This window comes from Psychrobacter piscatorii (assembly GCF_043641605.1).
In the GTDB taxonomy this organism is placed as follows: Bacteria; Pseudomonadota; Gammaproteobacteria; order Pseudomonadales; family Moraxellaceae; genus Psychrobacter; species Psychrobacter piscatorii_C.
The window spans coordinates 23701-48470 of the sequence record NZ_JBHZRK010000007.1 but is presented as its reverse complement, the minus strand read 5'-3'; the positions used below and the strand labels follow the sequence as shown (position 1 = coordinate 48470).

Annotated in this window: 25 protein-coding genes and 1 pseudogene; 11 read left to right on the top strand and 15 right to left on the bottom strand. The window is 45.0% G+C overall.

The features are described from left to right. Positions 1-203: 203 nt before the first annotated feature. The gene (locus ACHUET_RS08050; protein ID WP_394212017.1) at positions 204-1244 is read right to left on the bottom strand and encodes a DUF3025 domain-containing protein; all 1041 of its coding nucleotides are present in this window, start codon (positions 1242-1244) and stop codon (positions 204-206) included. A gap of 217 nt (positions 1245-1461) precedes the next feature. Here ACHUET_RS08050 and ACHUET_RS08045 point away from each other — a divergent pair, with 217 nt between their 5' ends. Continuing rightward, positions 1462-2178, top strand: a complete 717-nt coding sequence (locus ACHUET_RS08045; protein ID WP_394212015.1) for a hydrolase — start codon at positions 1462-1464, stop codon at positions 2176-2178. 59 nt (positions 2179-2237) lie between these two features. Next, positions 2238-2777, top strand: a complete 540-nt coding sequence (locus tag ACHUET_RS08040) for a YchJ family protein (protein ID WP_394212013.1) — start codon at positions 2238-2240, stop codon at positions 2775-2777. A gap of 24 nt (positions 2778-2801) precedes the next feature. On the opposite strand, the gene ACHUET_RS08035 is transcribed toward ACHUET_RS08040, so the two are convergent. The 3 genes from ACHUET_RS08035 to ACHUET_RS08025 all read right to left on the bottom strand — a co-directional run bounded on the left by ACHUET_RS08035 (position 2802) and on the right by ACHUET_RS08025 (position 5305). Continuing rightward, on the bottom strand, positions 2802-3722 hold the full coding sequence (locus ACHUET_RS08035; RefSeq protein WP_394212011.1) for a class II glutamine amidotransferase: 921 nt from the start codon (positions 3720-3722) through the stop codon (positions 2802-2804). Positions 3723-3725: 3 nt separating this feature from the next. Further along, the gene (locus ACHUET_RS08030) at positions 3726-4064 is read right to left on the bottom strand and encodes a hypothetical protein (RefSeq protein ID WP_394212010.1); all 339 of its coding nucleotides are present in this window, start codon (positions 4062-4064) and stop codon (positions 3726-3728) included. 71 nt (positions 4065-4135) lie between these two features. Then, positions 4136-5305 (bottom strand): homoserine kinase, encoded by a 1170-nt coding sequence (locus tag ACHUET_RS08025; RefSeq protein WP_394212008.1) that lies wholly within the window; start codon positions 5303-5305, stop codon positions 4136-4138. 185 nt (positions 5306-5490) lie between these two features. On the opposite strand from ACHUET_RS08025, the gene hisF reads away from it, so the two are divergent. From hisF to truC, 8 genes and pseudogenes are all read left to right on the top strand, one after another. Then, a complete protein-coding gene (gene hisF / locus ACHUET_RS08020) occupies positions 5491-6273 on the top strand; it encodes an imidazole glycerol phosphate synthase subunit HisF (protein WP_394212006.1) in 783 nt (260 codons plus the stop codon). Between the two features lie 185 nt (positions 6274-6458). After that, complete coding sequence (ribH, locus tag ACHUET_RS08015) at positions 6459-6980, top strand: 6,7-dimethyl-8-ribityllumazine synthase (protein ID WP_058023462.1); 522 nt, start codon at positions 6459-6461, stop codon at positions 6978-6980. Between the two features lie 215 nt (positions 6981-7195). Continuing rightward, a pseudogene (gene nusB, locus ACHUET_RS08010) lies at positions 7196-8026 on the top strand (transcription antitermination factor NusB); the annotation flags it as partial. A 29-nt stretch (positions 8027-8055) separates the two neighbouring features. Continuing rightward, a complete protein-coding gene (thiL, locus tag ACHUET_RS08005; protein ID WP_394212003.1) occupies positions 8056-9087 on the top strand; it encodes a thiamine-phosphate kinase in 1032 nt (343 codons plus the stop codon). Between the two features lie 3 nt (positions 9088-9090). Next, positions 9091-9696 carry a phosphatidylglycerophosphatase A family protein gene (locus ACHUET_RS08000; protein ID WP_394212001.1) on the top strand — a complete coding sequence of 202 codons (606 nt, stop codon included), beginning with the start codon at positions 9091-9093 and terminating at the stop codon, positions 9694-9696. A 167-nt stretch (positions 9697-9863) separates the two neighbouring features. Continuing rightward, positions 9864-11240, top strand: coding sequence for a bifunctional UDP-N-acetylglucosamine diphosphorylase/glucosamine-1-phosphate N-acetyltransferase GlmU (gene glmU, locus ACHUET_RS07995; RefSeq protein ID WP_394211999.1), 1377 nt, complete (start codon positions 9864-9866; stop codon positions 11238-11240). Between the two features lie 183 nt (positions 11241-11423). Beyond that, a complete protein-coding gene (gene glmS / locus ACHUET_RS07990; RefSeq protein ID WP_394211997.1) occupies positions 11424-13268 on the top strand; it encodes a glutamine--fructose-6-phosphate transaminase (isomerizing) in 1845 nt (614 codons plus the stop codon). A 180-nt stretch (positions 13269-13448) separates the two neighbouring features. Continuing rightward, a complete protein-coding gene (truC, locus tag ACHUET_RS07985) occupies positions 13449-14207 on the top strand; it encodes a tRNA pseudouridine(65) synthase TruC (RefSeq protein ID WP_394211996.1) in 759 nt (252 codons plus the stop codon). Positions 14208-14441: 234 nt separating this feature from the next. On the opposite strand, the gene ACHUET_RS07980 is transcribed toward truC, so the two are convergent. The 8 genes from ACHUET_RS07980 to ACHUET_RS07945 form a co-directional block, all read right to left on the bottom strand. After that, positions 14442-14933 (bottom strand): hypothetical protein, encoded by a 492-nt coding sequence (locus tag ACHUET_RS07980; protein ID WP_394211994.1) that lies wholly within the window; start codon positions 14931-14933, stop codon positions 14442-14444. Positions 14934-15062: 129 nt separating this feature from the next. Then, a complete protein-coding gene (locus tag ACHUET_RS07975) occupies positions 15063-15542 on the bottom strand; it encodes a hypothetical protein (RefSeq protein WP_394211992.1) in 480 nt (159 codons plus the stop codon). Between the two features lie 216 nt (positions 15543-15758). Next, complete coding sequence (locus ACHUET_RS07970; protein ID WP_394211990.1) at positions 15759-16574, bottom strand: sulfite exporter TauE/SafE family protein; 816 nt, start codon at positions 16572-16574, stop codon at positions 15759-15761. Positions 16575-16612: 38 nt separating this feature from the next. Continuing rightward, on the bottom strand, positions 16613-17125 hold the full coding sequence (locus ACHUET_RS07965) for a flavin reductase (protein WP_394211988.1): 513 nt from the start codon (positions 17123-17125) through the stop codon (positions 16613-16615). 39 nt (positions 17126-17164) lie between these two features. Continuing rightward, positions 17165-18193 (bottom strand): methionine synthase, encoded by a 1029-nt coding sequence (locus tag ACHUET_RS07960; protein ID WP_394211987.1) that lies wholly within the window; start codon positions 18191-18193, stop codon positions 17165-17167. Positions 18194-18266: 73 nt separating this feature from the next. Further along, a complete protein-coding gene (locus tag ACHUET_RS07955; protein WP_394211985.1) occupies positions 18267-19259 on the bottom strand; it encodes a DUF1852 domain-containing protein in 993 nt (330 codons plus the stop codon). A gap of 378 nt (positions 19260-19637) precedes the next feature. Continuing rightward, entirely contained in the window at positions 19638-20099 is a 462-nt protein-coding gene (locus tag ACHUET_RS07950) for a DMT family transporter (RefSeq protein WP_394212152.1), read from the bottom strand. Positions 20100-20107: 8 nt separating this feature from the next. After that, a complete protein-coding gene (locus ACHUET_RS07945; RefSeq protein ID WP_201600155.1) occupies positions 20108-20542 on the bottom strand; it encodes a DMT family transporter in 435 nt (144 codons plus the stop codon). A 97-nt stretch (positions 20543-20639) separates the two neighbouring features. On the opposite strand from ACHUET_RS07945, the gene ACHUET_RS07940 reads away from it, so the two are divergent. Further along, positions 20640-21575, top strand: coding sequence for a LysR family transcriptional regulator (locus ACHUET_RS07940; RefSeq protein ID WP_394211983.1), 936 nt, complete (start codon positions 20640-20642; stop codon positions 21573-21575). Between the two features lie 199 nt (positions 21576-21774). On the opposite strand, the gene ahr is transcribed toward ACHUET_RS07940, so the two are convergent. The 3 genes from ahr to ACHUET_RS07925 form a co-directional block, all read right to left on the bottom strand. Then, entirely contained in the window at positions 21775-22776 is a 1002-nt protein-coding gene (ahr, locus tag ACHUET_RS07935; RefSeq protein ID WP_394211981.1) for an NADPH-dependent aldehyde reductase Ahr, read from the bottom strand. 215 nt (positions 22777-22991) lie between these two features. Beyond that, positions 22992-23954 (bottom strand): DMT family transporter, encoded by a 963-nt coding sequence (locus ACHUET_RS07930; RefSeq protein WP_394211979.1) that lies wholly within the window; start codon positions 23952-23954, stop codon positions 22992-22994. Positions 23955-24019: 65 nt separating this feature from the next. Then, positions 24020-24730 carry a helix-turn-helix domain-containing protein gene (locus ACHUET_RS07925; protein ID WP_394211977.1) on the bottom strand — a complete coding sequence of 237 codons (711 nt, stop codon included), beginning with the start codon at positions 24728-24730 and terminating at the stop codon, positions 24020-24022. Positions 24731-24770 lie beyond the last annotated feature (40 nt).

Here is a 24770-nt window from a genome sequence, read left to right as displayed (position 1 = left end):
ATCAGCAGAGCAGTTTAATAAAACGGTCTGATGTGACTCTGTGTTAACAAAAGAGATAACCATCTCTTTCCTGTTTAACAGAAACGTCCTTTTACCATAACAAACATATGAGGCTTTGTTAACGTCTGGACGTTGTCAAATCGTGGCACAATCGTAAACGTAACAAAGGTTTGGCTAACCAATCTTGAGTGACTCATTCCTCTTTATTTTTTATTCTTTTGGCGTCGACCACTGCGAAATACATAGCTGTCTTCATAAAAGTCAGTATCAGTATTTTCTGCCCAAAAATACGGCACACCTAAGATTGGCAATGGCGCAAGTTGGCGCGGTGTCACGTCATCTTTTGATAATAATGTGTCCATGTATTCGGCAACTTTGTCATCCAAATAGCTCATACGCTCAGCTAATGGTAGGGTAAAGAAACTTTGCGTCACGTAAATGACAATGCTGTGCGCACATAAGGGTTTGCGCGGCTGTAGTAACTGCTCTAGCAAGGCATGCCCAAAAATATAGACTGCGGCTTGAGCGCTGTTATCAGGCTGGGTTGGGTTATCCCATTTAGCACGGGGCGTCACCAAACTTGCCTGCCAGTCAAAATCAATCAATGCCTCACCGATACTAGCATCAGAAGTCACTAGCACTGCGCCATTCTCATCAAAAACAGTGATGGTATCGCGCACACGCCCTCGGCGCTCACTGATGCCTTGTTTGGCGATTTCCAACATGTGGTAATAATTCAGCACCGCTTTAGTCTTGGGAAAGGTCAGCCAGATACTGCCGTTAAATAAGTCATGCAAGTTATCACGCGTCGGAATGTTGCCAGTTGTGCCGATGAAATGCTCGTAAGCCTCTCCTTCAGGTAATGCGTTTTGAGAGACAAACTGTAGCGTTTGAGGCGCTTGGTTATGGATAGGTTTGGTCTGCGGTAACGGCTGCACTAAATGATTGGCCTGCTGCTGCATCGCCGTTTTTAAGATGTTGGCAACCGTGTCAGGCGTACTGATGTCAGAAGCATTTACATACTGCTCATCTAAACTATCCGATTCACTTAAGCTATTCTGCTGACTTGGCCTACTGAGATGCACAATGCTGTTGCTGAGGTAATTTAGTTGAACGATATGTGACAACCATGGTGCTTGCCAATCAATCTCAGCAAAACTGTTATCAAGCTGACCTCCTAATACCGGCAGCTCCTTAGTATGAGTATCAGAGTTAAGTGTGGCGGGTAAATCATTGGCAGGCATAGGCGCTATCCCTTAAAGGCTATCTCTGTTAGACGTATGGACGGTCTATGGTATCATGGTGCGCTTTTTTACAGCTAGATGCACCGCTCGAAAGGTCTTTTTGAGCGCTATGGATGAATGAGTTTTATGGCAAATTTTAATACCCACCTAAATGTCGCTTTTATGGTCAGCGGCACACTGAGTTTGACGGTTTATAAAGCAGGATTGAATGAGTTTTATGGCAAATTTTAATACCCACCTAAATGTCGCTTTTATGGTCAGCGGCACACTGAGTTTGACGGTTTATAAAGCAGGATTGATTGATGATTCAGGGTTTTTAGTATGCGTGGCGCTTGGTACCATCGGTGGATTGCTGCCAGATTTGGATTCAGATAATTCAACACCGATTAAGCTGGGTTTTAATATTACCTCGTTTGTCTTTGCCTTTGGCCTGGTCATGCATTGGCGCAGTGATTTGAGCTTGCTCGCATTGATCGCATTATGGCTGGCAGGTTATGGTTTTATGCGTTATGTGATCTTTCATATTTTTACTACTATGACAGTACATCGCGGCGTTATCCATTCTGTGCCATATATGGCGATACTGGGGTTGGGTCTGACTTGCTTAAGTTATTACGGTCTAAACCTACCGCTGACGACCAGTTGGTTTTATGGTCTGTTTTTATTTGGGGGCGCGATGGTGCATTTGTCATTAGACGAGCTATATAGTGTCAATTTGTCCAATATGAAAATGAAACGTTCATCGGGCACGGCAATGAAGTTTTATCAGCCAAAAGACAAATGGTGGTATCTGCTCTTATATACTATCCTTGCACTACTAGTATATGTTGCCCCGCCTTTTGAGATGTTTTGGTCACGACTGAGCGACCCTTCTGCATGGGCGCAGCTTAAGGTTGGTATATTGCCAGAGTTAATAAAGAGTATGCTGCAATAAAGTTATCATAAGACCATTGAGCATAAACGAATAAACCCAGACGAATATTAGAGTCAAATATGCAACCTTCCCTACGTACTTGCCCTTGCCAAATCAATCCAACAGCAGAAATGGCAAACACGGCTCTATCCTATCAAGACTGCTGCCAGCCGTACCACGAATCACTTGCCGCTCCTGATGCTGAGCGGTTAATGCGGTCGCGCTATAGTGCGTTTGTATTAATTAAGCCAGAGTATATCGTCAAGACCACAGTACCTGCGCAGCAAGGCTTGCTTGACGTTCAGGCAATTAAGAGCTGGGCCAAAGAGACAGACTGGGCAGGATTGGAAATCGTACAGCACATACCTAAGCTGGGCAAAAGACATGCACAGGTTGAGTTTAAGGCTTATTTTAATACCAAAGATAATACAAATGATTTAGCAGGAAAAACACAAGCGCATCATGAGTTGTCTACCTTTGTAAAAGCAAAAGACAAGACTAATAACGATGCGCGTTGGTACTTTTTAGATCCCACGGTTGCGATGACGGTGACGCAAAAACAACCGTGTATTTGCGGGTCTGGAGAGAAGTTTAAGCGGTGTTGTGGGGCTTATATTTAAACAACATTAGATATATATTAGCCGCTAAACACTCGCCCCAACTTCCCGTGCAATCGCAATGCCTTCGTCCACTGTCAAAAACTTGCGCTGGCTAGGGCTGTCTTTATAAATGACATCACCATCTTGAAATATTAAGCATTCATTGACCGCCAATTGCTGCCATTTCTCATTTTCAGTCAATGGCACAGTGACCAAAATCGTGACTTTATCCGTGTCTGTAGTCACGTCACCAAAGTTAATCGCCATATCATCGTCCGCCAGTTTGGCTTCACCAAATGGCGCTTTGCGCGTGAGATAAAACAGTAAGCTACCTGCATAAGCCAGTTGCCACCTGCCATTGGATATTAAGCAATTAAATAGCCCATTGGCCGATAGATAACGACATTGCGTGGTCAAAAAATTAAACAGCGTTTTGTCATCAGGACGCGATTTAAAGCTGCTTTTTAGACGATTGACCAAATAGCAGAATGCCATCTCAGAATCAGTTGAACCGACTGGCTGGCAGTGTGAGGCATTGCCGTTGTCTTGCAGGCGCTGACAGCGTTTGATAAATTCGCTATTCATCTGTCCATTGTGCGCAAACACCCACTGCTCGCCCCATACCTCACGGACGAACGGATGGGTGTTTGCCAAGCAGTTCTGCCCTTGTGTCGCCTTGCGGATATGCGCAATGACATTCATGGCTTTGATTGGGTAATTATTGACCAAATCAGCGACTGGCGACAGATGGCTTGGACGATTATCATGAAACAGACGCAGACCCGTTGAGTCATTTGCCGTTTCATCGTTAATTCTGTCATTATTGCTGCATTCGCTGCGCTCAAAAAAGGCAATACCAAAGCCATCTTCATGACTGTCCGTCATTCCGCCACGCTTGCGAAACCCTGCAAAGCTAAAGCCAATATCTGTTGGGGTATTACAGTTCATTCCTAAGAGTTGACACATTTATCATTCACCGTCTTTATTATTTTGTATGGCATGCTCATCATCTGATCTATGGTGGCGAGCAGACTCAGGGGTAATTCCAAGCTCTGCATCACTCATATTGGCAAGTAAGTCAGCGCCCGCATTGTCGTCTGTGTCGATACTGGCTAGGATGCGCTGGGCTTGTGCCAAGTCACCATGATCTACCCACAGAACGATACCAGAATTCATACCAGGAATGGCGCTGAGCGGCTGCAAAGAGACCGTGATACCGTTATTACGCAATAGGTTGGCGCGCAGCTCGCCTTGTATATTAGTGTCAAAGCGCGCCAGTTTGTGCCAGTTGTCAACGTGATCGGTCATAGGATCGCCTCTAAGGTTTCGGTACTAAAATTAGCCTAGCATTGGTACTAGGATATATGAATAAGCAACGCTTACGACAATTGATCAAGCTTATACTCTTCGATTGTAAACTCACTACTATTTAATATTTGCTGCGCTTGCTCAGCTTGGGTGATACTGCTAAACACACCGACTATTTGATTGTCTGGTTTGGTTAATAATACAAATACGGTATTTTGCGACTTTTCAACATGCGCCCAATGGTAAGCGGCCAGACGTTTCATCAAGTCAGGGTTTTTGACCATGATGTTATCACCCGTACGGCCTTCGGTACGGTTGTAGTGAATCACATTTAGACGTAATAACCAGAAAATCACCGCCGCCTTTGCCAGCATAACAGGTAGTGCACGTTTTTCGTCGTTATTTAGCGGGCGGATCGATTCATAACCTTGTAAGAACGCCGCCATTTTACTGCGGTCAAAGTTCACAGATTCGCCTTGTTCTGCAACGCCCCACGTGGTACAAAAATCATTGATAGTGATCGCAATATCCATCACGTAATGCTCGACGCTGACTTCGGTAAAGTCCAACAGGCCTGTCAGACGCGCTTCGCCTTTTTGTAGATTCCATAAGGTATTATCGGCAAACATATCTAAATGGCATAGACCTTTTGGCAAAGTGGCCAGTGGCAATTCTGAATAAGCGCACCAGATATCGCTCATCAGCTTGGCTTCGTCACCTGGCATGAACTGCATTTCACGGTCGCGCACCTCGCTCCACGGGTACAAAGGCACGCCGTACTGCTCGCTTGGTTGTAGTGCTTGGAGTGTCTCATGCAGCATCGCTAATGCCGCTCCAATATCGTGACACATTGCTTGCGTGGTTTGCTCGGGATGTGAGCCTGCTAGGCATGGCACTAGCGTAATCGCTTTGTCTTCGTAATGGATGACATAGCGTTTATCATCGATGGCGCTATCCGCCTGAGCACTATTTGATTCAATAACGGCTAGCGGCGCAGCGACTGGTAACTTGCCATTCAATTGATTGAGAATAACGGCCATTTTTTCGATATCAGCGGGCGGACGCTCTTCAAATAAAGTAAACACGTAAGAGTACGTGCCGTCCACATCGTCAGTCGTTTGAATAAACCAGTTTGAGTTTTTAATACCCTGAGTGATCGGAATCGCGCGGGCAAACGATACGCCAAAGCTTTGGCAAAAGGCGGCAAACTGGTCATCGGTTAACTGGGTATAGACGGACATGACATCTCACTTATAGCAATTGGATAAGAAGTTAAATAGGATAAATTTCTGCGGTAATGACAGCAATTGTACCGCGCATGATAAAACGATGGTGAAAAGCGTAATAATCTTGCGAAAACCTGCCTGAAATAGCAGTGATTTTGCTAGACTAGCGCCTATGAATTGATTATAAGGTGAAAGACCCTATGTTAGCAAAGCGTATCATTCCTTGCTTGGACGTTGACAATGGCCGCGTGGTCAAAGGCGTGCAGTTTGTCGATATCAAAGATGCAGGCGATCCTGTCGAAGTCGCCCGCCGCTACAATGAACAAGGCGCTGATGAGATTACTTTTTTGGATATTACTGCGACTAATGATGAGCGCGATACCACTTATCATACTGTTGAGCGCATGGCGGAAACGGTATTCGTTCCGCTGACTGTTGGCGGCGGCGTGCGTAAAATCGCTGATATTCGCAATTTGCTCAATGCGGGCGCGGATAAAGTGGCGATTAACTCAGCAGCCGTATTTACGCCGGAGTTCGTTGGTGAAGCGGCACAGAAGTTTGGCAACCAATGTATCGTTGTGGCCATCGATGCCAAACGCGTTGCTGATATCAACGTCGATGGGATTACTGTGCCGCGTTGGGAGATTTTCACTCACGGCGGTCGCAAGCCAACGGGTATCGATGCCGTCGCTTGGGCGAGCAAAATGGCTGAACTGGGCGCTGGTGAATTACTAGTCACTTCGATGGACGGTGATGGCACCAAAAAAGGCTATGATTTGGCATTGATGAAGCAAATTACGAGCCGCGTCAATGTGCCTGTTATTGCCTCAGGCGGTGTTGGTAACCTGCAACATTTGGCAGAAGGCGTACTAGAAGGCGGCGTCGATGCCGTACTTGCCGCCAGTATTTTTCACTTCGGTGAGTATACGGTACAAGAGGCCAAAGAATATATGGCAGCAAAAGGGATACAGATGCGTCTTTAGTACGCTCGTAATATACAAATAAAACCCAAAAAAATGCTATCATAGCGCTAACCATTTATTTTCGTTCAATTAACTAGAGCAACGCCAAAATAATAGGCGGCTAAGTCGATTGAGCGCATCAGACTATTTAGCTATTTATTGACGCCTATATTTCAATTGAACGCTTATTAAGCAAAGGATTTTTTATGTCGAATTTACAACAGCAGCGCAACGACGTGACTCATATCGATGGTAACTTGCATCAAAACGCTGATGCTCGCATTGGTATCGTCGTCGGTCGTTTCAATGGTTTTGTCGTTGAGTCATTGGTCGATGGTGCCATCGATGCCCTACTCCGTCATGGCGTATTGGGTAGCAACATTACTGTTATTCGCGTACCTGGCGCATTCGAGCTACCACTTGTGGCCCAACGTGCTGCTGAGTCAGATCGTTTTGACGCGATTGTGGCATTGGGTGCAATCATCCGTGGCAGTACGCCACATTTTGATATTGTAGCCAGCGAGTCGGCCAAAGGTTTGAGTGCTGTGGCAATGGATTATAATATTCCTGTTGCTAACGGTATCATCACTACTGATAGCATCGAGCAAGCTATTGAGCGCTCTGGTACAAAAGCAGGTAATAAAGGCTCTGAAGCTGCGATGGTTGTGCTAGAGATGATCGCTGTTTTGTCACAGCTAGACATCGACGACGATATCGATGAAGCTTAAGCCTTAAAGCTCAAATTTATTAGTCTAACTGGTGCTGCTATTGAGCAATAGCAGCACCTCATAGCCCAGGCCAGCTATCAAAATAATTGGCTATTTTTTGAATTTTCGCCGTATTTCTATACCCTTTAAAATTTTGAATAAACAAAGCTAAAAAGCTACTTTGTTATTTATATTTTGACTGGGTATCATCTCAAAAATTTAGGTACAGACCCCCTATGACTGACCAACTCAAGCGCGCTATTAGCGCTGCGAAAACCGCACAAGCCAATCAAGCTGAAGCTACCCGTATAGCGAGCAGTAGTGCAGGTGATCAAACCTTCGATATGAGTGAGTCTTCTTATAAGACCAGTCACACTGCTATCCGTAAGGCGCGCCGCTTTGCCATGCAAGGTCTATACGAGTGGCTCGTCACCGACCGCCGCTTTGATGTAGATGGCAAGCTTGGCTGGAAAGACAATGCACCGCATGATATCGCGGCACGCACGCGCGCAACCAACGCTATGCACACCGTCCATATCGGCTACTATCACGAAATGATGCGCGATATCCCAGAGCAAATTGAAGCGTTAGATGCGCTTATCAGCCAGCATCTCGATCGTGAGGTTGATAAGTTAGATACGGTTGAACATGCTATTTTGCTCATTGGTGCGTACGAGCTACAAAACCGTATGGAGATTCCATATAAGGTTGTGCTTGATGAAGCGATGAAGCTAAATAATCACTTTGGCGCGACGGATGCTCATAAACTGATCAATGCGGTACTGGACAAAATGGCTGGTGAGCTGCGTGCTTTAGAGGTACAAGCAGACACCAATGCCAATCTACGTACGTCACAAAAAGCGGCGGCTAAACAATCTGAAGCGAGTTCGGCTGAAGTAACGGTAGCTGACAATATCGAAGCGGCTGCTGAAACAGAAAGCGCGATCGATAATGTACCGACTGCATCAAATAAGCCGCGTATCAGCGCCAACAAAGCTAACGTTAAACGCAGTAGTGCCAGTAAAGCCAGTGCCAATATCAGTGACTTTAAGGCGAGCAAGAAAAACGCTAACGATACCAAAGACTAAGACTAGTTATGAACGAGTTTGAGCTGATTGAGCGTATATTCTCACAGATGCAGGCCACGCATGCGCCATTAACGGGTATCGAAAAAGGTATCGGTGATGACGCGGCTGTGATGGCATTGCCAGCAGGATCACGCTTGGTTAGCTGTATTGATACACTGGTTCAAGGGCGTCACTTTCATGCTGACTTTGCACAAGTAGATAAGCTTGCGTTTGAAATTGGTTATAAAGCTGTCGCGGTTAATGTTTCAGACATTGCAGCGATGGGTGCGACGCCGCATAGTATTTTACTAGCATTGGCATTGCCCGAGCGTCTAGCGAATCATGAATGGCTCACGACATTTGCCAAAGGATTGTTTCATGCCTGCCAGCTGTTTGGCGTCACGCTGATCGGCGGAGATACCACCCGCAGTGAGCGCCTAGTGCTGAGCGTCAGTGCGCAAGGATTGCTTGCCGCAGGTACACCAGCTGTTTATCGCTCAGGGGCACAAGTTGGCGATAAAATCTATGTCTCAGGCACCCTTGGTGATGCCGCTTTCGCCTTACAGCATCCTGACAGCACACAAGGTATCAAGTTGGCTCATCGTCTACATATGCCAACGCCGCGTATTGTGCTAGGTGCAGCATTGGCAGGAGCTGGTGCCACATCGATGATCGATATCTCTGACGGTCTTTATCAAGACCTTGGTCATATCTGTCAGCAAAGCTCAGTCAGTATGCATATTCATTTAGATCAATTACCGAGTAGCGAGTCACTAGCCACGGTAGAGTTATCTGAGCGTTTGTTATGTCAATTAGCAGGTGGCGATGACTACGAATTGGCGTTTACCTTGCCTGCACATATTGAGCCACCTGTTGCCAATACGCCTGTCACTTGTATTGGAGAAGTCGTTGCGCTCGCAGATTATATTGCGACAGATGCCAAATCGCCTCATCACTCACGTCTTGAACTGTTTTATCAAAATCAGCCAGTCACGCCGACACAATCTGCACCCTTCTCTACGTGGCCTAATCTCACCGGTTATCAACATTTCACAGGCTAATCCATGACTGATCAACACCTATCTAAGCCTGATATCCGACAAGCAAATGACTGTCCACCTCTACCAATCGGTGCCAGTATGCTTGACCGCATGGTTTATTGGCTCGGACTAGGTTTGGGCAGCGGACTACCTCGACGCGCGCCCGGTACGTGGGGCACGGTTGGTGGTCTGATTGTGGGTGTGCCACTCATGAGCTTGGGTTTTGTTCCTTTTTTGGTGCTAACGATTTTATCGTGTTTGGTTGGTGTTTGGATTTGCGGGCGTACGTCTGAGTTGATGCAGGTACACGATGATCCACATATTGTGTGGGATGAATGGGCTGGCATGTGGATTACCCTATTGCCGTTATCTTACATACTGTCCTATGTATTTCCTACGTCTGAAAGCACCTTATCAATAATGATGCTGCCGATGTTTTGGGGCTGGCTACCGACCGCTTTTATCCTATTTCGCGTATTTGATATTTTAAAGCCACCACCGATTGGCTGGGCAGACAAAAAGGTTGCGGGCGGCCTTGGGGTGATGTTGGATGACATTATTGCAGGGATTATGGCAGCAGTGATTTGGCTGATTATTTACGTCATTGTGATGATGTTTATGTCTTTTTGATATTGTTCCGCAGAAATAATTACTTCGGTTTAGCATTCTTGCTCATTTGATTTTGCTTGCTTAGGTTTTGGGTATTCGAGTTACAAAGCCTGCACGTCATAATTTTTTTTGTGCAAGTTTTTACGCTATAATTCAAAATTATATTTTGTTACATTTGTAGGCTTATTATGACATCTCCTCTTTCTGTAATTATTTTAGCGGCCGGTAAAGGCACACGTATGCAGTCGGCAAAGCCAAAGGTTTTGCAGACCCTAGCTGGTAAGTCATTATTGGCCCATGTATTAGATACTTGTCATCAGCTCACTGTTGATGAAACCATCATTGTCCATGGTTTTGGCGGTGATCAAGTAAAGTCAGAGATTACCAACCAATATACACAGTCGTCGTTTACTTGGGTTGCTCAAACTGAGCAGTTAGGAACGGGTCATGCGGTCAAAGTGACATTATCTGATTTACCGAAATCAGGGCAAAGTCTCATTCTGTATGGTGATGTGCCATTGGTCAGTTGCCAGACATTAGCTGCTTTAAAAGCTGCCAATACTGACGGTATGTCTATGCTGACGTTGACTGTCGATAATCCGTTCGGGTTGGGTCGTATCAAACGTGACCAAAACGGCAATATTGAAGCCATCGTTGAGCAAAAAGATGCCAATGCTGACGAGCAAAACATTAGAGAGATCAACAGTGGTATTTACTGCGTAGACAACGCCCTACTGCATAAGTATTTACCTGAGCTCTCTAACAATAACGCGCAACAAGAATATTACCTCACTGACATCGTCAAAATGGCCGTCGCTGATGGTATTACGATTGCGGCGATTGAGCCTGAGCATACGTTTGAGATTGAAGGGGTTAATAACCGCCAACAACTCGCAAGCCTAGAGCGCACGTGGCAACGCAAAATAGTCGCTGACTTACAAGAAGCGGGCGTTCAATTTGCCGATCCCACGCGCGTGGACATTCGCGGGTCGTTGAGTGCCGGACAAGATGTATTTATTGACGTCAACGTGGTCTTTGAAGGCGACTGCACTTTAGGCGACAATGTCTATATTGAGGCGGGCTGTGTTATCAAAAACGCTCAGATAGGCAATGCTTGTTATATTAAGCCTTACTGTGTGATTGATCGCGCTGACATCGGAGCGGGTGTCGACATAGGACCTTTTGCACACCTGCGTCCTGATACGGTATTGTCTGACAACAGCAAAGTCGGTAACTTTGTAGAGATTAAAAAATCAACAATCGGTCAAGGCACTAAAGTAAATCACCTAAGCTACATCGGTGATGCAACTGTCGGCACAGGCGTCAATGTCGGTGCAGGAGTCATTACTTGTAATTACGATGGCGTCAACAAGTCGAAAACTATCATTGGAGACAATGCCTTTATTGGCTCCAATGCGAGCTTAGTCGCGCCTGTAACCATCGGAGATACGGCTACCATCGCTGCAGGTTCTGTCATTACAAAAGACGTTGATAGTAGCGCTCTAGCATTTGGCCGAGCTCGTCAGGTACAAAAAAAGGACTTTCAACGACCGACTAAAAAATAACTGCTTTATCGAAAGTTTGATCAATCGCCGTCATTCTTGAGTAAACCTAAGCAGTACGGCAAACTTGATGGTACTGCTTCATCATACTTTTGAGCTAATGACTGAGCATTGGTAGCTAACGAAGTTTATTAGTCTTGTACCATCATATACTGAATCATTAAAAAACAAATTTAAGGAAAAGCCATGTGCGGAATCGTTGGCGCAGTTGCTGAGCGCAATATTGCGAATATCTTGCTTGAAGGTCTTAAGCGTCTAGAATATCGGGGCTATGATTCGGCTGGTTTAACTGTCATTCGTGATGGTGAATTACATCGTGAGCGTCAAGTGGGTAAAGTACAAGCGCTGGTCGATGCTGTCTCTATCAATCCAGAATTTTTTGATGGGCATATTGGTATCGCTCATACCCGCTGGGCCACGCATGGCGAGCCTGCGCAGCACAATGCACATCCACATGTCTCAGGTAAGATTGCAGTTGTTCATAATGGCATCGTCGAAAACTACGCTGAACTCAAAAAAGAGCTCATCGCAAAAGGCTACGAGTTCACCTCACAGACCGACACCGAAGTGGTGGCGCATCTGATTCATGACATTTATGAGCAAACCAATGATTTGCTAGAAGCGGTACGTGCAGTGATTCCTAAGCTGCATGGTGCATTTGCTTTAGGCATCATTCACGTGGACACACCAGACGAGCTGGTCACGGTACGCTTAGGCTCGCCTTTGGTCATCGGTGTTGGTATCGGCGAAAACTTTATCGCCTCAGATCAGCTGGCACTATTGCCAGTCACCAACCGCTTTATGTACTTAGAAGAAGGCGATATTGCCAAATTGACCCGTGACAGTATTAAAGTCTATGTCGATGGCGAAGAAGTCAGCCGCGAAGTGCATGAAATCGATGCCAAGCAGCACAATGCCGACAAAGGCGAGTTCAAGCACTATATGCTCAAAGAAATCTATGAGCAGCCAGATGCCGTTGCTCGTACGCTTGAAATGGCCATTGACAATCGCCAAGCGTCAACCTTACGTGATGACTTTTTAGCACGCAATGAGTCGCAGCTATCAGGCGTACAGCATGTACAGATCATCGCCTGTGGCACTAGTTATCATGCGGGGATGGTTGCTAAATATTGGTTTGAGAGCTTGATGCGCCTATCCTGCTCTGTTGAGGTGGCCAGTGAATTCCGCTATCGCAATCCTGTGGTACTCGACAACTCGCTGGTGATTTGTATCTCTCAGTCTGGTGAAACAGCCGATACCTTATCAGCCCTACGCGATATCAAAAAGCAAAACCCAGCAGGCCTTGTGAGTCTAGCGCTATGTAACGTGCCTACCTCATCATTGGTTCGCGAGACAGACATATTCTTGCCGACCCTTGCAGGTCCTGAAATTGGTGTGGCATCGACCAAAGCCTTTACCACCCAGCTGGTCGCACTCATGCTATTGATCTTAAAAACAGGCGCAGTACAGCAGCGCATCGACAGCGCAAACCTAAGTACCTTACTTGGCGAGCTACAAAAGCTGCCCGGTCAACTCTATGCTAGCTTGCACCTTGATGCTCCGATCAAAGCGATGGCAGAGCACTTCGAGGATAAGAGAAGTTGCTTATTTTTAGGGCGCGGTCTACAGTTCCCTATCGCTCTAGAAGGCGCATTGAAGCTCAAAGAAATCTCTTATATCCACGCTGAAGGCTACGCCGCAGGTGAGCTCAAGCACGGTCCGTTAGCGCTTGTTGACAAGGACATGCCAATCGTAGTGCTGGCACCCAAAGACAGCATGCTCGATAAGCTCAAAGCCAATATGCAAGAAGTACACGCCCGTCACGGCGAGCTGTTCGTCTTTGCTAGTGAAGACAGTCACATCACTGCCGAAGACCGCCTGCATGTGGTATACGTCAAAGAGGTTTGTGAGACACTTGCCCCTATCGTCTACAGCGTACCTGTACAGCTACTGTCTTATCATGTGGCCGTGATGCGTGGTACTGATGTCGATCAGCCGCGTAACCTTGCCAAATCAGTAACGGTCGAGTAAATTAAGTTATTGATTTTATTATAATTTTTATTAATAAATTACCTATCATACTATTGTGTGACGATTCATCCTTTGCTATCTTGTATCAACGAGGTGGCAAAGGATTTTTTTTGAATAATGAAATAAGAAACTATCCATCATTTATATGGTTCTAGTCTCTACAGTATAGGCATTGAACACATGGAAATCGAAAGCGAAAACGCTAACCAAATAGACATCATCTATGAAGATGAACATCTGGTAGCGATTAATAAAGAAGCGGGCCTGCTGGTGCATCGCAGTTGGCTGGATAAAGGCGAGACGCGCTTTGCCATGCAGCTCACCCGTGATGCGGTCGGTTGTCATGTGTTTCCCGTGCATCGGTTAGACAAGCCGACATCAGGTGTGTTGTTGTTTGCCAAAAGCTCAGGCGTGGCTCGCACCTTGACCGAAGCATTTACTGAACGCAGGGTTACCAAGCAGTATTTGGCCGTGGTACGCGGTTTTATGCCGGAACAAGGGACGGTTGATTATGCGCTTAGCTTTAAGCCCGACGCCATCGCTGATAAGTTTGCCAACTTAGACAAACCCGCTCAAGAGGCGGTGACTCACTGGCAAAGTTTGGCGCAGATTGAGCTGCCATTTGCAGTGTCAAAAAAGCACGCCACTAGCCGTTATAGCCTTGTACGCTTGACACCTGAGACGGGACGCAAGCATCAGCTGCGTCGGCACATGAGACATGTATTCCATCATATCATCGGTGATACCAGCCACGGTGATATACGGCACACGCGATTTTTTCGCACTCATTATGACTGTACGCGCATGCTCTTACATGCTCAGACGTTGGCGATCAGCCACCCCGTCACTGGTGAGCCATTATTGCTAAAAGCAGGACTGGACGATCAATGGATGCGTATACTCGAAGAGTTTTCTTGGGTCAGTAGTGCTGAAGCTTAAACTTGTCTAAAATAATCAGTAAAAAAAGCCAATATACCGCTATTAACAGTTCGGTAACCTAGTGAGGACTTGGATACTAAGCTATAGACTAATAATATCGGTAGTTTTGGTTAATTAGATCATAGTATTGTACTTCACAGTACACATGTAACAAGGAATTCAAGAACAGATATGACCATTTTTTTATTGTGAACTCACTATAATGACTACACGTTATTACAGAGCTTTCAAATTTCAATAACTAATATATCTATCTTTATCATACATTTTCTTCACTGACTCAGGCGTGATCTCAACAGGATTATCCAAAAACAGATCTATCTCTTCATTAAGTAAATTTTCATCTATTTTTTCTAGATGCTTATAATCACCATTTAACGAGTAAACATATTTTTTAAATGATTCAGGAAGATTTAATTGATAATTTTTCATATAATATATATGAGATTCGGCCCAACAATATTTGCCATCAGATAAAGAAGCTGTAGGTATTGAGCTAAAACTATTGACAACATCTCGCTCACTAAAAACACCGCCACAATAAATACCTTTTTCCATATACTTCACTAGGATTTCCATTTCCTTTTTTCCTAGAGTTCCTATGTGGTCTTTAATTCTTGGATAACGAGATAATATAACTTCTCCCAGATAATATTCTGAGTTAGGACTTCTAAGTTTGTCAGGTATTTCTTCGTAGTAATGAGGTAGTAATTTAAATTTTTTCATTGTATGAACAGCCCCGACTATATTGGAGATTCTTTATTTAAATTAGGCCGCTTGGCTTAAGCGATTAAGTACCTTTACTGGTTCGATGCGCTATACAGGAGTCGAACTGCTTTGGAAAATTATTTTATTCTAACATCCTTTATATCTAGGAGTTTTCCACAACTCAGGCATATGAGGGAAATTTACAAACTCTTCATCTATTCTCTCAATATATGTTAATCCATCTATAGCAACATAGTCTTCATCGAACAAATAGCTCCATAAATTAAGTAGAAATTTATTATATGCAATATGCCAATCGCCCACTTCTTCAATTCCTGGAAGATATATATCAATGGGGACGGTTTCGTTTGAATGAATGACTTTTCTTAAGCTTGTTTTATATAATTCATACCCTTGATTTGTCTCCTTATCTATTTTGTACAATAGTCTATTCAACCATTTCAGTAGTTGTTCTTCGTCCTTAAAATCTGCATCATAATAATCTTCGTACTCTTCTTTCAAGTGATGCTCTAATGAATCATCTGTTAGGGCAAAGAGCAAATTCGATACATGATACGGTGAGTACTCTAAAACAATATTCTCTTTATTATTTTTAAATGAAATCATTTTTAATAGATCCTTTGTTTGTAGTGGTCAACTAATTTAGGGTATACCCCAGTAGAACCAGTCATCTCATCCTTCAAACCTATTAATAAACCACCCAAAATAGACCAAACCAATAAAACTACTTATACCAGACTACTAAACTAGGCGTGATTTTCAATATTAAGCAACATCATATCGTTCTTAGTCTTCATATTTCAAACACACCAATCCAAATCCTCAAAACAACCCTTTATACAAGAAAAAGCAGCTCACAATCATGAGTAGCACCGCAAAGCATTTTTTTAATAAAATCGGCGAGAGTTGGTGCGCGACTTTTGCGCCCACTTTTGCGGTGAAAAAGCTCATGATGCTAATACCCAAAAATGCATAAATATGCACAAAGCCAATCGCGTTGGGGATATTGACGTGTTCTTTCATCCCAAACACCATAAAGCCAAGCGCGCCAGCAATCGCAATCGGCAGACCACAAGCCGCGGACGTGCCCACTGCCTTTTGCATCACTACATTATAGCGGGTGAGATATGGCACCGTTAAACTGCCTCCGCCGATGCCAAAAATGGCAGAAGCCACGCCAATACTTGCCCCTGCTGCTAGCTGCTTAGGTGTTGACGGTAATACAGTATCGCCAGTACTGACATCGGAACCTAGCCGCTTTTTGCCGCCCGTAAACATGTTAAAGGCGACCCATAGCAAAAACGTACCAACGATGATTTGTAGATGACCGCCTGAGATCGCGCCTGCAATTCCTGCCCCAAAAAAGCAGCCAATCGCCATGCCCGGTGTGAGATTTTTGAAAACAGGCCACATGACCGCGCCTTTTTTATTGTGCGCCATGAGCGAGCTGATAGAGGTGACGATGATGGTGGCAAGCGAGGTGCCGAGTGCCAAATGCATGACCGTATCAGGACTATAGTCCATCTGGGTAAAGACGATGAATAATAACGGTACGATGATGGTGCCACCGCCCACCCCAAACAGGCCTGCTGCAAAGCCTGCTACCGCCCCAATGATTAAAAAAATGATAAGTTCCACAGAGTCTTTACTTTTGGTTGGATGATGGAAGGATAAGGTTAAGCCATATCAATTTGACAGACTTGACCAACCGAGTGATAGCGACGATTGAAATAGACCAAGCTCTCGTCTGGCTCGCCCGCTCGCTCAGAATGCTTGATGGCAACCACACGGCACATAAAAACACTGTGCGTACCCACGGCTTGTACTTGCTCAATCTCACAATCGAAGCTTACGAGTGCATCGTCTAGCACAGGCGCGCCCGTTGCCAAGGTGTGCCATACGCCATGGGCAAAGCGCTCATCTGACTCAAGCTTTGAGGCAAAGGCATTGGATAGTTGCTCATGATGTGCACCAAGTACGTTGACGGTCAAGACTTTATTGTCCACAAAAGGGGTGTGCGAGCGCGATGATTGATTCATACAGACCAGCAAGGTCGGTGGATTATCACTGACACTGCACACCGCCGAGGCAGTGAATCCATGCTCGCCTGCATCGCCTGCGGTCGTGACCACATTGACCGCCGTCGTCAGCAATGACATGGCGTTTCTAAAACTGCTTGCTTCACTCATCACTCACACCCCAAATTTGGATTATTACTGATTGTCCACTTAACCTGCCAGCTCTTGACGAACGATATCTGCGCCTGCGCTCAGCGCTTGCAATTTGCCTTTTGCCACTTGGCGCGACAACGGTGCCATGCCACAATTGGTCGAGGGATATAGTTTGTCGGCATCGACGAACTGCAATGCTTTACGTAAGGTATCAGCGACTGCTTCAGGCGTCTCAATGTCATTGGTCGCCACATCAATCGCACCGACCATCACTTTTTTACCACGAATCAGTTCAATCAAGTCTATCGGTACACGCGAGTTCTGACACTCAAGCGAGACAATATCGATTTTTGACTGTTGCAGTTTAGGAAAGGCTTTTTCGTATTGACGCCATTCTGAACCAAGCGTCTTTTTCCAATCGTTGTTGGCTTTGATACCGTAGCCGTAGCAAATATGTACCGCCGTTTCGCATTTTAAGCCTTCGATAGCGCGCTCAAGCGTGGCAATACCCCAGTCGTTGACATCATCGAAGAACACGTTAAAGGCAGGTTCATCGAACTGAATGATATCCACGCCAGCCGCTTCCAATTCTTTGGCTTCTTGATTAAGAATCGTCGCGAACTCCCACGCCAGCTTTTCGCGGCTTTTATAGTGATTGTCATATAAGGTGTCAATCATGGTCATCGGCCCAGGCAATGCCCACTTGATCGGCTTATCAGTATGCTGACGTAAAAACTTGGCATCTTCGACAAACACAGGCTTTTGGCGGCTCACGGCACCCACAACTGTCGGTACGCTGGCATCATAGCGATTGCGGATACGCACGGTTTCACGCTGATTAAAATCCACACCGTCTAAATGCTCAATAAAGGTAGTGACAAAGTGCTGACGGGTCTGCTCGCCGTCACTGACGATATCGACGCCTGCTCGCACTTGCTCTTGCAATGACACCAGCAGCGCATCCTGTTTGGCTTGGAGCAATTCTTCACCGTCAAGTTGCCACGGCGACCAAATTTTCTCAGGTTCTGCCAGCCAAGAGGGTTTTGGTAAGCTGCCAGCGGTCGATGTTGGTAATAATAAAGTCATGTCGTATTGTCTTCTCTATTTCAGGTGTTCTCTATTTTAGGTGTTATAGCGTGCGCTTTTATATTTGGATTTTTTAAGCGACGTTCTTGTTTACAGCGTAATTGGCCGCCCATGTTTCAAGAATATCTTGGTAAGGCTTGATAAAATGCGTTTCGGTAAATTTACCTTGCTTGACCGCCATTTGGCTGCGCTCAACGCGATCATAGACCACTTGCGTCAATGAATAATCTTGGTAGTTCAGGCTGGGCTGATACACTTGACCCGCGCTTGAATTGGCGTTGTAAATTTCAGGACGGTAGATCTTTTGAAAGGTCTCCATGGTGCTGATTGCACTGATGAGCTCAAGATCGGTATAGTCGCTGGTTAAATCACCCGCAAAATAAAACGCTAATGGCGCCGCGCTGCCCTCAGGCTTGAAGTAGCGCACGGTTAAGCCCATTTTATGAAAATAGTCGTCGGTTAACGAGTATTCGTCTTGCTGGTACTCAACGCCCAATACCGGATGCTGATTGGTAGTACGATAATAGGTCTTGCTGGTTGAGACACTCAAGCAGATGACTGGTTTTTTATCAAAATTGGCTTTATAAGCTTCGGAATTCAGTAAATATTGAAATAATTTGCCGTGCAAATCGCCAAAGTCGTCAGGCGCTTTTGTATTTGGGTGCTTATTGAAATGCTCCAGTAGCACCACGCTAAAGTCATAATCGCGCACGTAAGAAGAAAAACTGTTGCCAATCATGCCATCGATGCGCTTGTTTTCTTTGTGATCGATGATCGTCGTTTTTAGCGTTTCGATAACAGGAAAAGCATCGCCATTGCCCGCAATATCCATGTCTACAGAGATGATGTCGACTTCGACAGAATAACGGTCGGCATTCGGGTTGTCCCAATGCGCCAGCGCATTGAAGCGATTGTTGATCATCGTCAATGTTTTGCGTAGATTATCCTCACGCTGCTCGCCGCGTGCCAAATTGGCAAAGTTCGTCGTCAGACGCGTGCTGTCAGCAGGCTGATAGTTTTCATCGAAACGAATGCTCTTAATGGAACAGTTAAATTCTTTAATCATGGCGATTCACTACCTTAATATCAAATAGAACAAAATGTCGGTATGGGTGAATCATACCCAAATCCTCACATGAATAAAAACGATACTATTTTAGTATAAGATGAATAAAATTCATGGTAGCAGCAGTTTGAAAGGCAATGTAGCTAAATAGTCGTAGTTCTGACTACTAAACTAAAGAGGATTTAAGCCTATAAAGTAGTGAGAAATGAGGGCTTTGGTCATTGAATAGGACAGATAATTGACGTACAACTAGAGTTTGTAGACGAGTGATAAAGTATTGTCCTAGTTATTAAAATAACGCCCCCCTACTACACTGAATTGAATAGCAGGGTTTTGATTTTTCAAATTTTCATGCTGCCAAGAGCGTGTAAAACGGACTTAACTGACCTCTTTGGGCTTAGGTTTATTACTCGAATAAATAAAGTACAGCGCAATCGCTAAGCACACCAACGCACTAATACGACTGCCTGACAGGCTTATCGCTTCATTGCCGAGCCAACCAAAGTTATCGATCAATACGCTCATACTCAGTTGACCAAAGATCACCGCCACCGTAGCCACAGCTGTGCCAATACGCTGTACCGCAACTACCATGATGACGATATAAGGCACACCGCACAATGCGCCAAGCAGCTGCCATTTAGGTACATCCATGAGCGTTACCGCGTGATTGGGCTCAAAGAAGAAAATCAGCAAGGCCGTCACCACGGCACCAACAGAAAATGTCAAAAACGCACTTTTGAACACGCCAACATTACTACCCAACCGACCATTCAATGCCGCTTGTACACTCAAAGTAGCACCACCAATTATCGCTAATACAATCATTAAAATAAGCATCATGTGGTCTACCCCTTTGCCATAAAAATAAGTGCTGCAATAATGAAACCTAACGCAATCACTCGTCTAATATCTATTTTGCGCTCCTCGGTTTCAAACAGCCCATAGTGGTCAATGATCAAGCTCTGAAAGACCTGACCTGCAAGTATGCCAATCATCGTCAATGCAATCCCAATGACGGGTGTGACGACTGTTAGCACCACCACATAGACAGGCCCTAAAATGCCACCAATCAATAGCAGTGGCGGCTGTGAGAAAAATGAGGGGCTCTCTCGCGGACTAAAAAACAGCATCAAAAAGAACGTCAATGCGGCCCCAACACCAAAGATACTGAGCGTCGCCCACAGCTCACCCACCTGACTGCCTAGGGGGCCAAGCAGTCCAGCCTCGACCGACAACCCCATACCGCCTAAAACCACCACCAGTATCAATAAAATCTGCATAAAACAATCCTCAATGAGCAATGCCGCGTAGTTTACCGCAGCCTATACCCACGAAAAACGCTATAATGTAGAAATGACTTTTGCATAAGTTGCACAGATGAATAACGTCGACAACATCAGCATACAAACCTTACTGTTTTTTATCAGCGTCTTTAATGCCCAGAGCTTCTCTGTCGTGGCACGAAAAGAAGGGGTATCTGCTTCAAAAGTGTCTCGTATCATCAAGCAACTAGAAGACTCGCTAGGGCAGCAGCTTTTTTATCGTAATACACGCGCTGTCATTCCTACTGAGGCGGGACGTGTGTTTATGAGCTACGCGCATGCGATAACCGAAAGCATGAATGCGGCGCAGAAGGAGTTGCAAGACAGGACTTTAGAGCCGGGTGGTTTATTAAGAATTAACGCCCCTGTGTTTTTTGGTCAACGGCACATCGCACCTTGGATACCAGCACTGAGTACTCGCTATCCCAAATTACAAATAGACTTAACGCTCACCGATGATTTTGTGGATCCTCATCATTATGCAACCGACGTTATTTTTCGCATTGGCACCTTAAATGATTCGACCTTTCATGCGCGTATTTTTGGTGAACAAACCTATCACCTTGCGGCCGCTCCAGAATATATAAATAAGCATAACACCCTACAAGCGCCATCTAACTTGACTCATCATAAATGCTTGGTTTATAAAGGCTCATCAGGGCCAAACCGCTGGTTTTTCAAGAAAAATGATGAAAACTGGACACCATTTGCCGCCCCTGCATTGCTTATGTCAAACAATGCAGAGTCATTGCTGGTATCAGCGCTCAAAGGAATGGGAATTGTACTGTTTCCAGATTGGTTGATCGGTGATCATCTTAAGAGCGGTAAATTGGTGAAGCTGCTGCCTGACTATGAGGCTGCTATTAAGACGACGCCTCAGCATGTCGCCGCTATCTACCCCAATACGCGTCACATCTCTTTAAATGTTAGAACCTTGATCGATTATTTCGCTGAGGTTTACGGTGAGCCTCTGTATTGGCAAGTTAGCTAAGAAGCCATGAATGAAACGCCATAACCTACCGCAAGTTTTATAGAAAAATTCAGATAGAACAAGAAAAATAACATCAAGCATTTATATCAGACAAAAAAATAGCGATACATCATCTGTTAAATGACCTATCGCTACTATGATAAAAGTTCGCTATCTTTAGAGGCTATAGTGGATTGACTATAGTCGCTTTTAGCAATTTTTATTCTCTTTCTAACACCACTCTATAGCGAGCATTACCGCTTTCTAAGCGCTCAAATGCTTCGCTGATCTCAGACATTTTATAGGTTTCAGTTACTGGCTGGATATTATGTCGCGCCGCAAAATCTAGCATTTTGCGCAGTGTCGATGGTGAGCCGACTGGTGAGCCTGATAGGCTTTTCTGAGCCATAATCATGGGCGCGGCCGATATCTCTAGCGGCGCTTCTAATATACCAACAAAGTGTAGTTTGCCCTTTGGCTTCAAGGTCTTAATGACAAGATCCCAATTCATATCGACGTTCACGGTTGAGATGATTAAATCAAAAGAACCCGCTACTTTTTCGATTTCGCTGTCTTCTCTTGAATTCAGCGAATGATGAGCACCCATCTCTTTTGCTTCTTCCAGTTTCGACTCGCTAGTAAACGCCGTCACTTCACAGCCCCATGCATTGGCAAACTGTAACGCAAGGTGACCCAAGCCGCCGATACCGATCACGGCTACTCTTGAGGTTGGTGTGATACCGTACTCTATAAGTGGGTTAAACACCGTGACGCCGCCACACAGCAGTGGTCCTACCGCATTAAAATCTAGGCCTTCAGGGACTTTTATGACACTGGTATCTTTTGCACGTACTTTATCTGCAAAGCCGCCATGGTTGCCGATGATGGTTCCTTCTTGCTCAGGGCACAGGTTATGGTCGCCATCGATACACAGATCACAAACGTTGCAATACCCTTTATGCCAGCCAAGTCCGACTTTATCGCCTAACTCCAGATGTTTGACATGTTTGCCTTTTGCTAGGACTTTGCCAGCAACTTCATGACCACCCACGAACGGATACTCGGTCATACCCCATTCGTTTTGCCACATTGACAAATCACTATGGCAGATACCGCAGCTATGCACTTCGATTTCTACTTCGTGATCGCCCAGTGTGCCAGGGTCGTACTCATAAGGTTCAAACTTGCCACCTTTCTCTTTTGCTGCATATGCATTAATCATAGTTATTCCTTGTTTTTAGTATGGATGGAGGCTGGTTTATATCGATAACAAGATATAAAAACTTTCTTTGATAACCTTAACTAAAACGACTATAGCAAAGAGCTGTTCGAGCGCACCACCCTACTTAACAAATTAGGACTAGGCTAATACAAAGTGTCATACTTGATAGCGATTGAGTCCTCACATTTAACATTCATCTATCGCAACCTGCATATTTAGCTAATAGGTAGCCTGTGATTGTCTGGATATACTTTTTGCTTTGGCGTTTTAATGACTTGCAATGACAGACAGATCACCATCAGTCCCATCCCTAGCCAACCGATGGGAGAGAATGTCTCGCCGATGATAAGGATGGCAAGTATGGTCGCCACGATAGGCTCTAGTAGTGTGATGAGTGTCGCTTGGCTCGCTTCAATCACTTTTAACGCTTGACCAAAAAGTAGGTAACCCAAAAACATGGGCGCGATGGCCATATATAACGAAACACTGATATGTTTAATGTCTAAAAATAAGTTGTCACCCGTAAATAGCAATGACGGCAATAGTAAGATGGCTGATAGACCAAACATGCTTGCCATGGCTGATTTGGCATTGACCCCATTTTCTATCATTTGGCGCGCTGACCATGAATAGGTGGCGTAAGTCAGTCCAGCAACCAGTCCGAGCAACACGCCCAACACCTGATTGCTCGACGCTACAGTTACGTCCAAATAGTGCGTTTTCCCCAAGGTTAGCAAGATAACGCCAATGGCACCAAAGGTAAAGCTTATCTTCCAGCGTCTAGTGATGTGCTTATTGCTGATCAGACGCTCCATCATGACCGTAAAGAAAGGTGCACTCGCAATGGAAATAACAGTGCCGATAGCAACACCCGCAAGCCGCATGGAGGAATAAAAAGCCAGAGGATAGATGGCAACACAGAGACTGCCGATGAATAAAACTTTCGGCTGAGACAGTAGTTTTGCTTTATCGCTGACTAGGTGTTTTTTGGCATTTAATACCAATAAAATACCGCCTACGCCCATTGCAAACGCCCCGATACCTAACGGACTCACGTCAGGTATAAAAGCAGAAGCAGTCCCTGTCGTTCCCCAAAAGATACTGGCGACCACCACACATAATACTGCGCTCAAACCAGATTGAATCTGCAACATAATGGTCATCTCAAAAGTTATCATGAATGATACTATTATAGAGCGCTAGTTATGAGATACTTTGCAGATAGGACGGTTTTGTTGGCTGGTTAGACGTGTTTTAGTGTGGAGGGAGCTACCCCGAAATACTGTGAGAATCGGCGGCTAAACGCGCTAACATCGGTATAACCGACCAGCTCAGCGACAATAGAAACGGGACAATCTGTATGTAGTAGTAGAGCCTGCGCCTTTTGCATTCTGAGTTTGGTTATGTACTCGGTCACTGTCTGCTCAGTTTGCGACTTGAAGTTCTTTTTGAGCTGCGTGGGACTCAAACACGCAATATTGGCCAACACATCTATGGTGAGATTTGTCGAGAGGTTATGAGTGATATAAAACACGACTTCTCTGATTCTGTGATCGTATTGAAAAAACAGTTTTTGTTCTGCTAATAGCTTATAAAAAGTAGCAAACATCAACGCTTCAATCTCAGGATTTATCTGGTGCTTTAATTGACTCTCCGAAAACGCCAAAAATGATAGCAATGGCGCGCTGATCGAAAAAACAATATGTTCTGAATGCAAAATATGAGATGGCAAACTGTCTGTGTCCACAACGATAAACTTGGCATTCTCTTCGGCATTAAAGTAGTGCGTTTCGTTGGCTTTGACGATGACACATTCGCTTGGCGTCACTTTACCGCGATAGCTTGCCACTTCAATATTTATCACACCTCGCAGTGGCAAAACAATCTGATGAAAGTCATGAGAATGCCCACGGGTTTGACGAGTATACGATCTAATGGAGAGTGTATTGATCATTGATCGTATCCCGCATACATCGTTCTTCCTATTGATACGG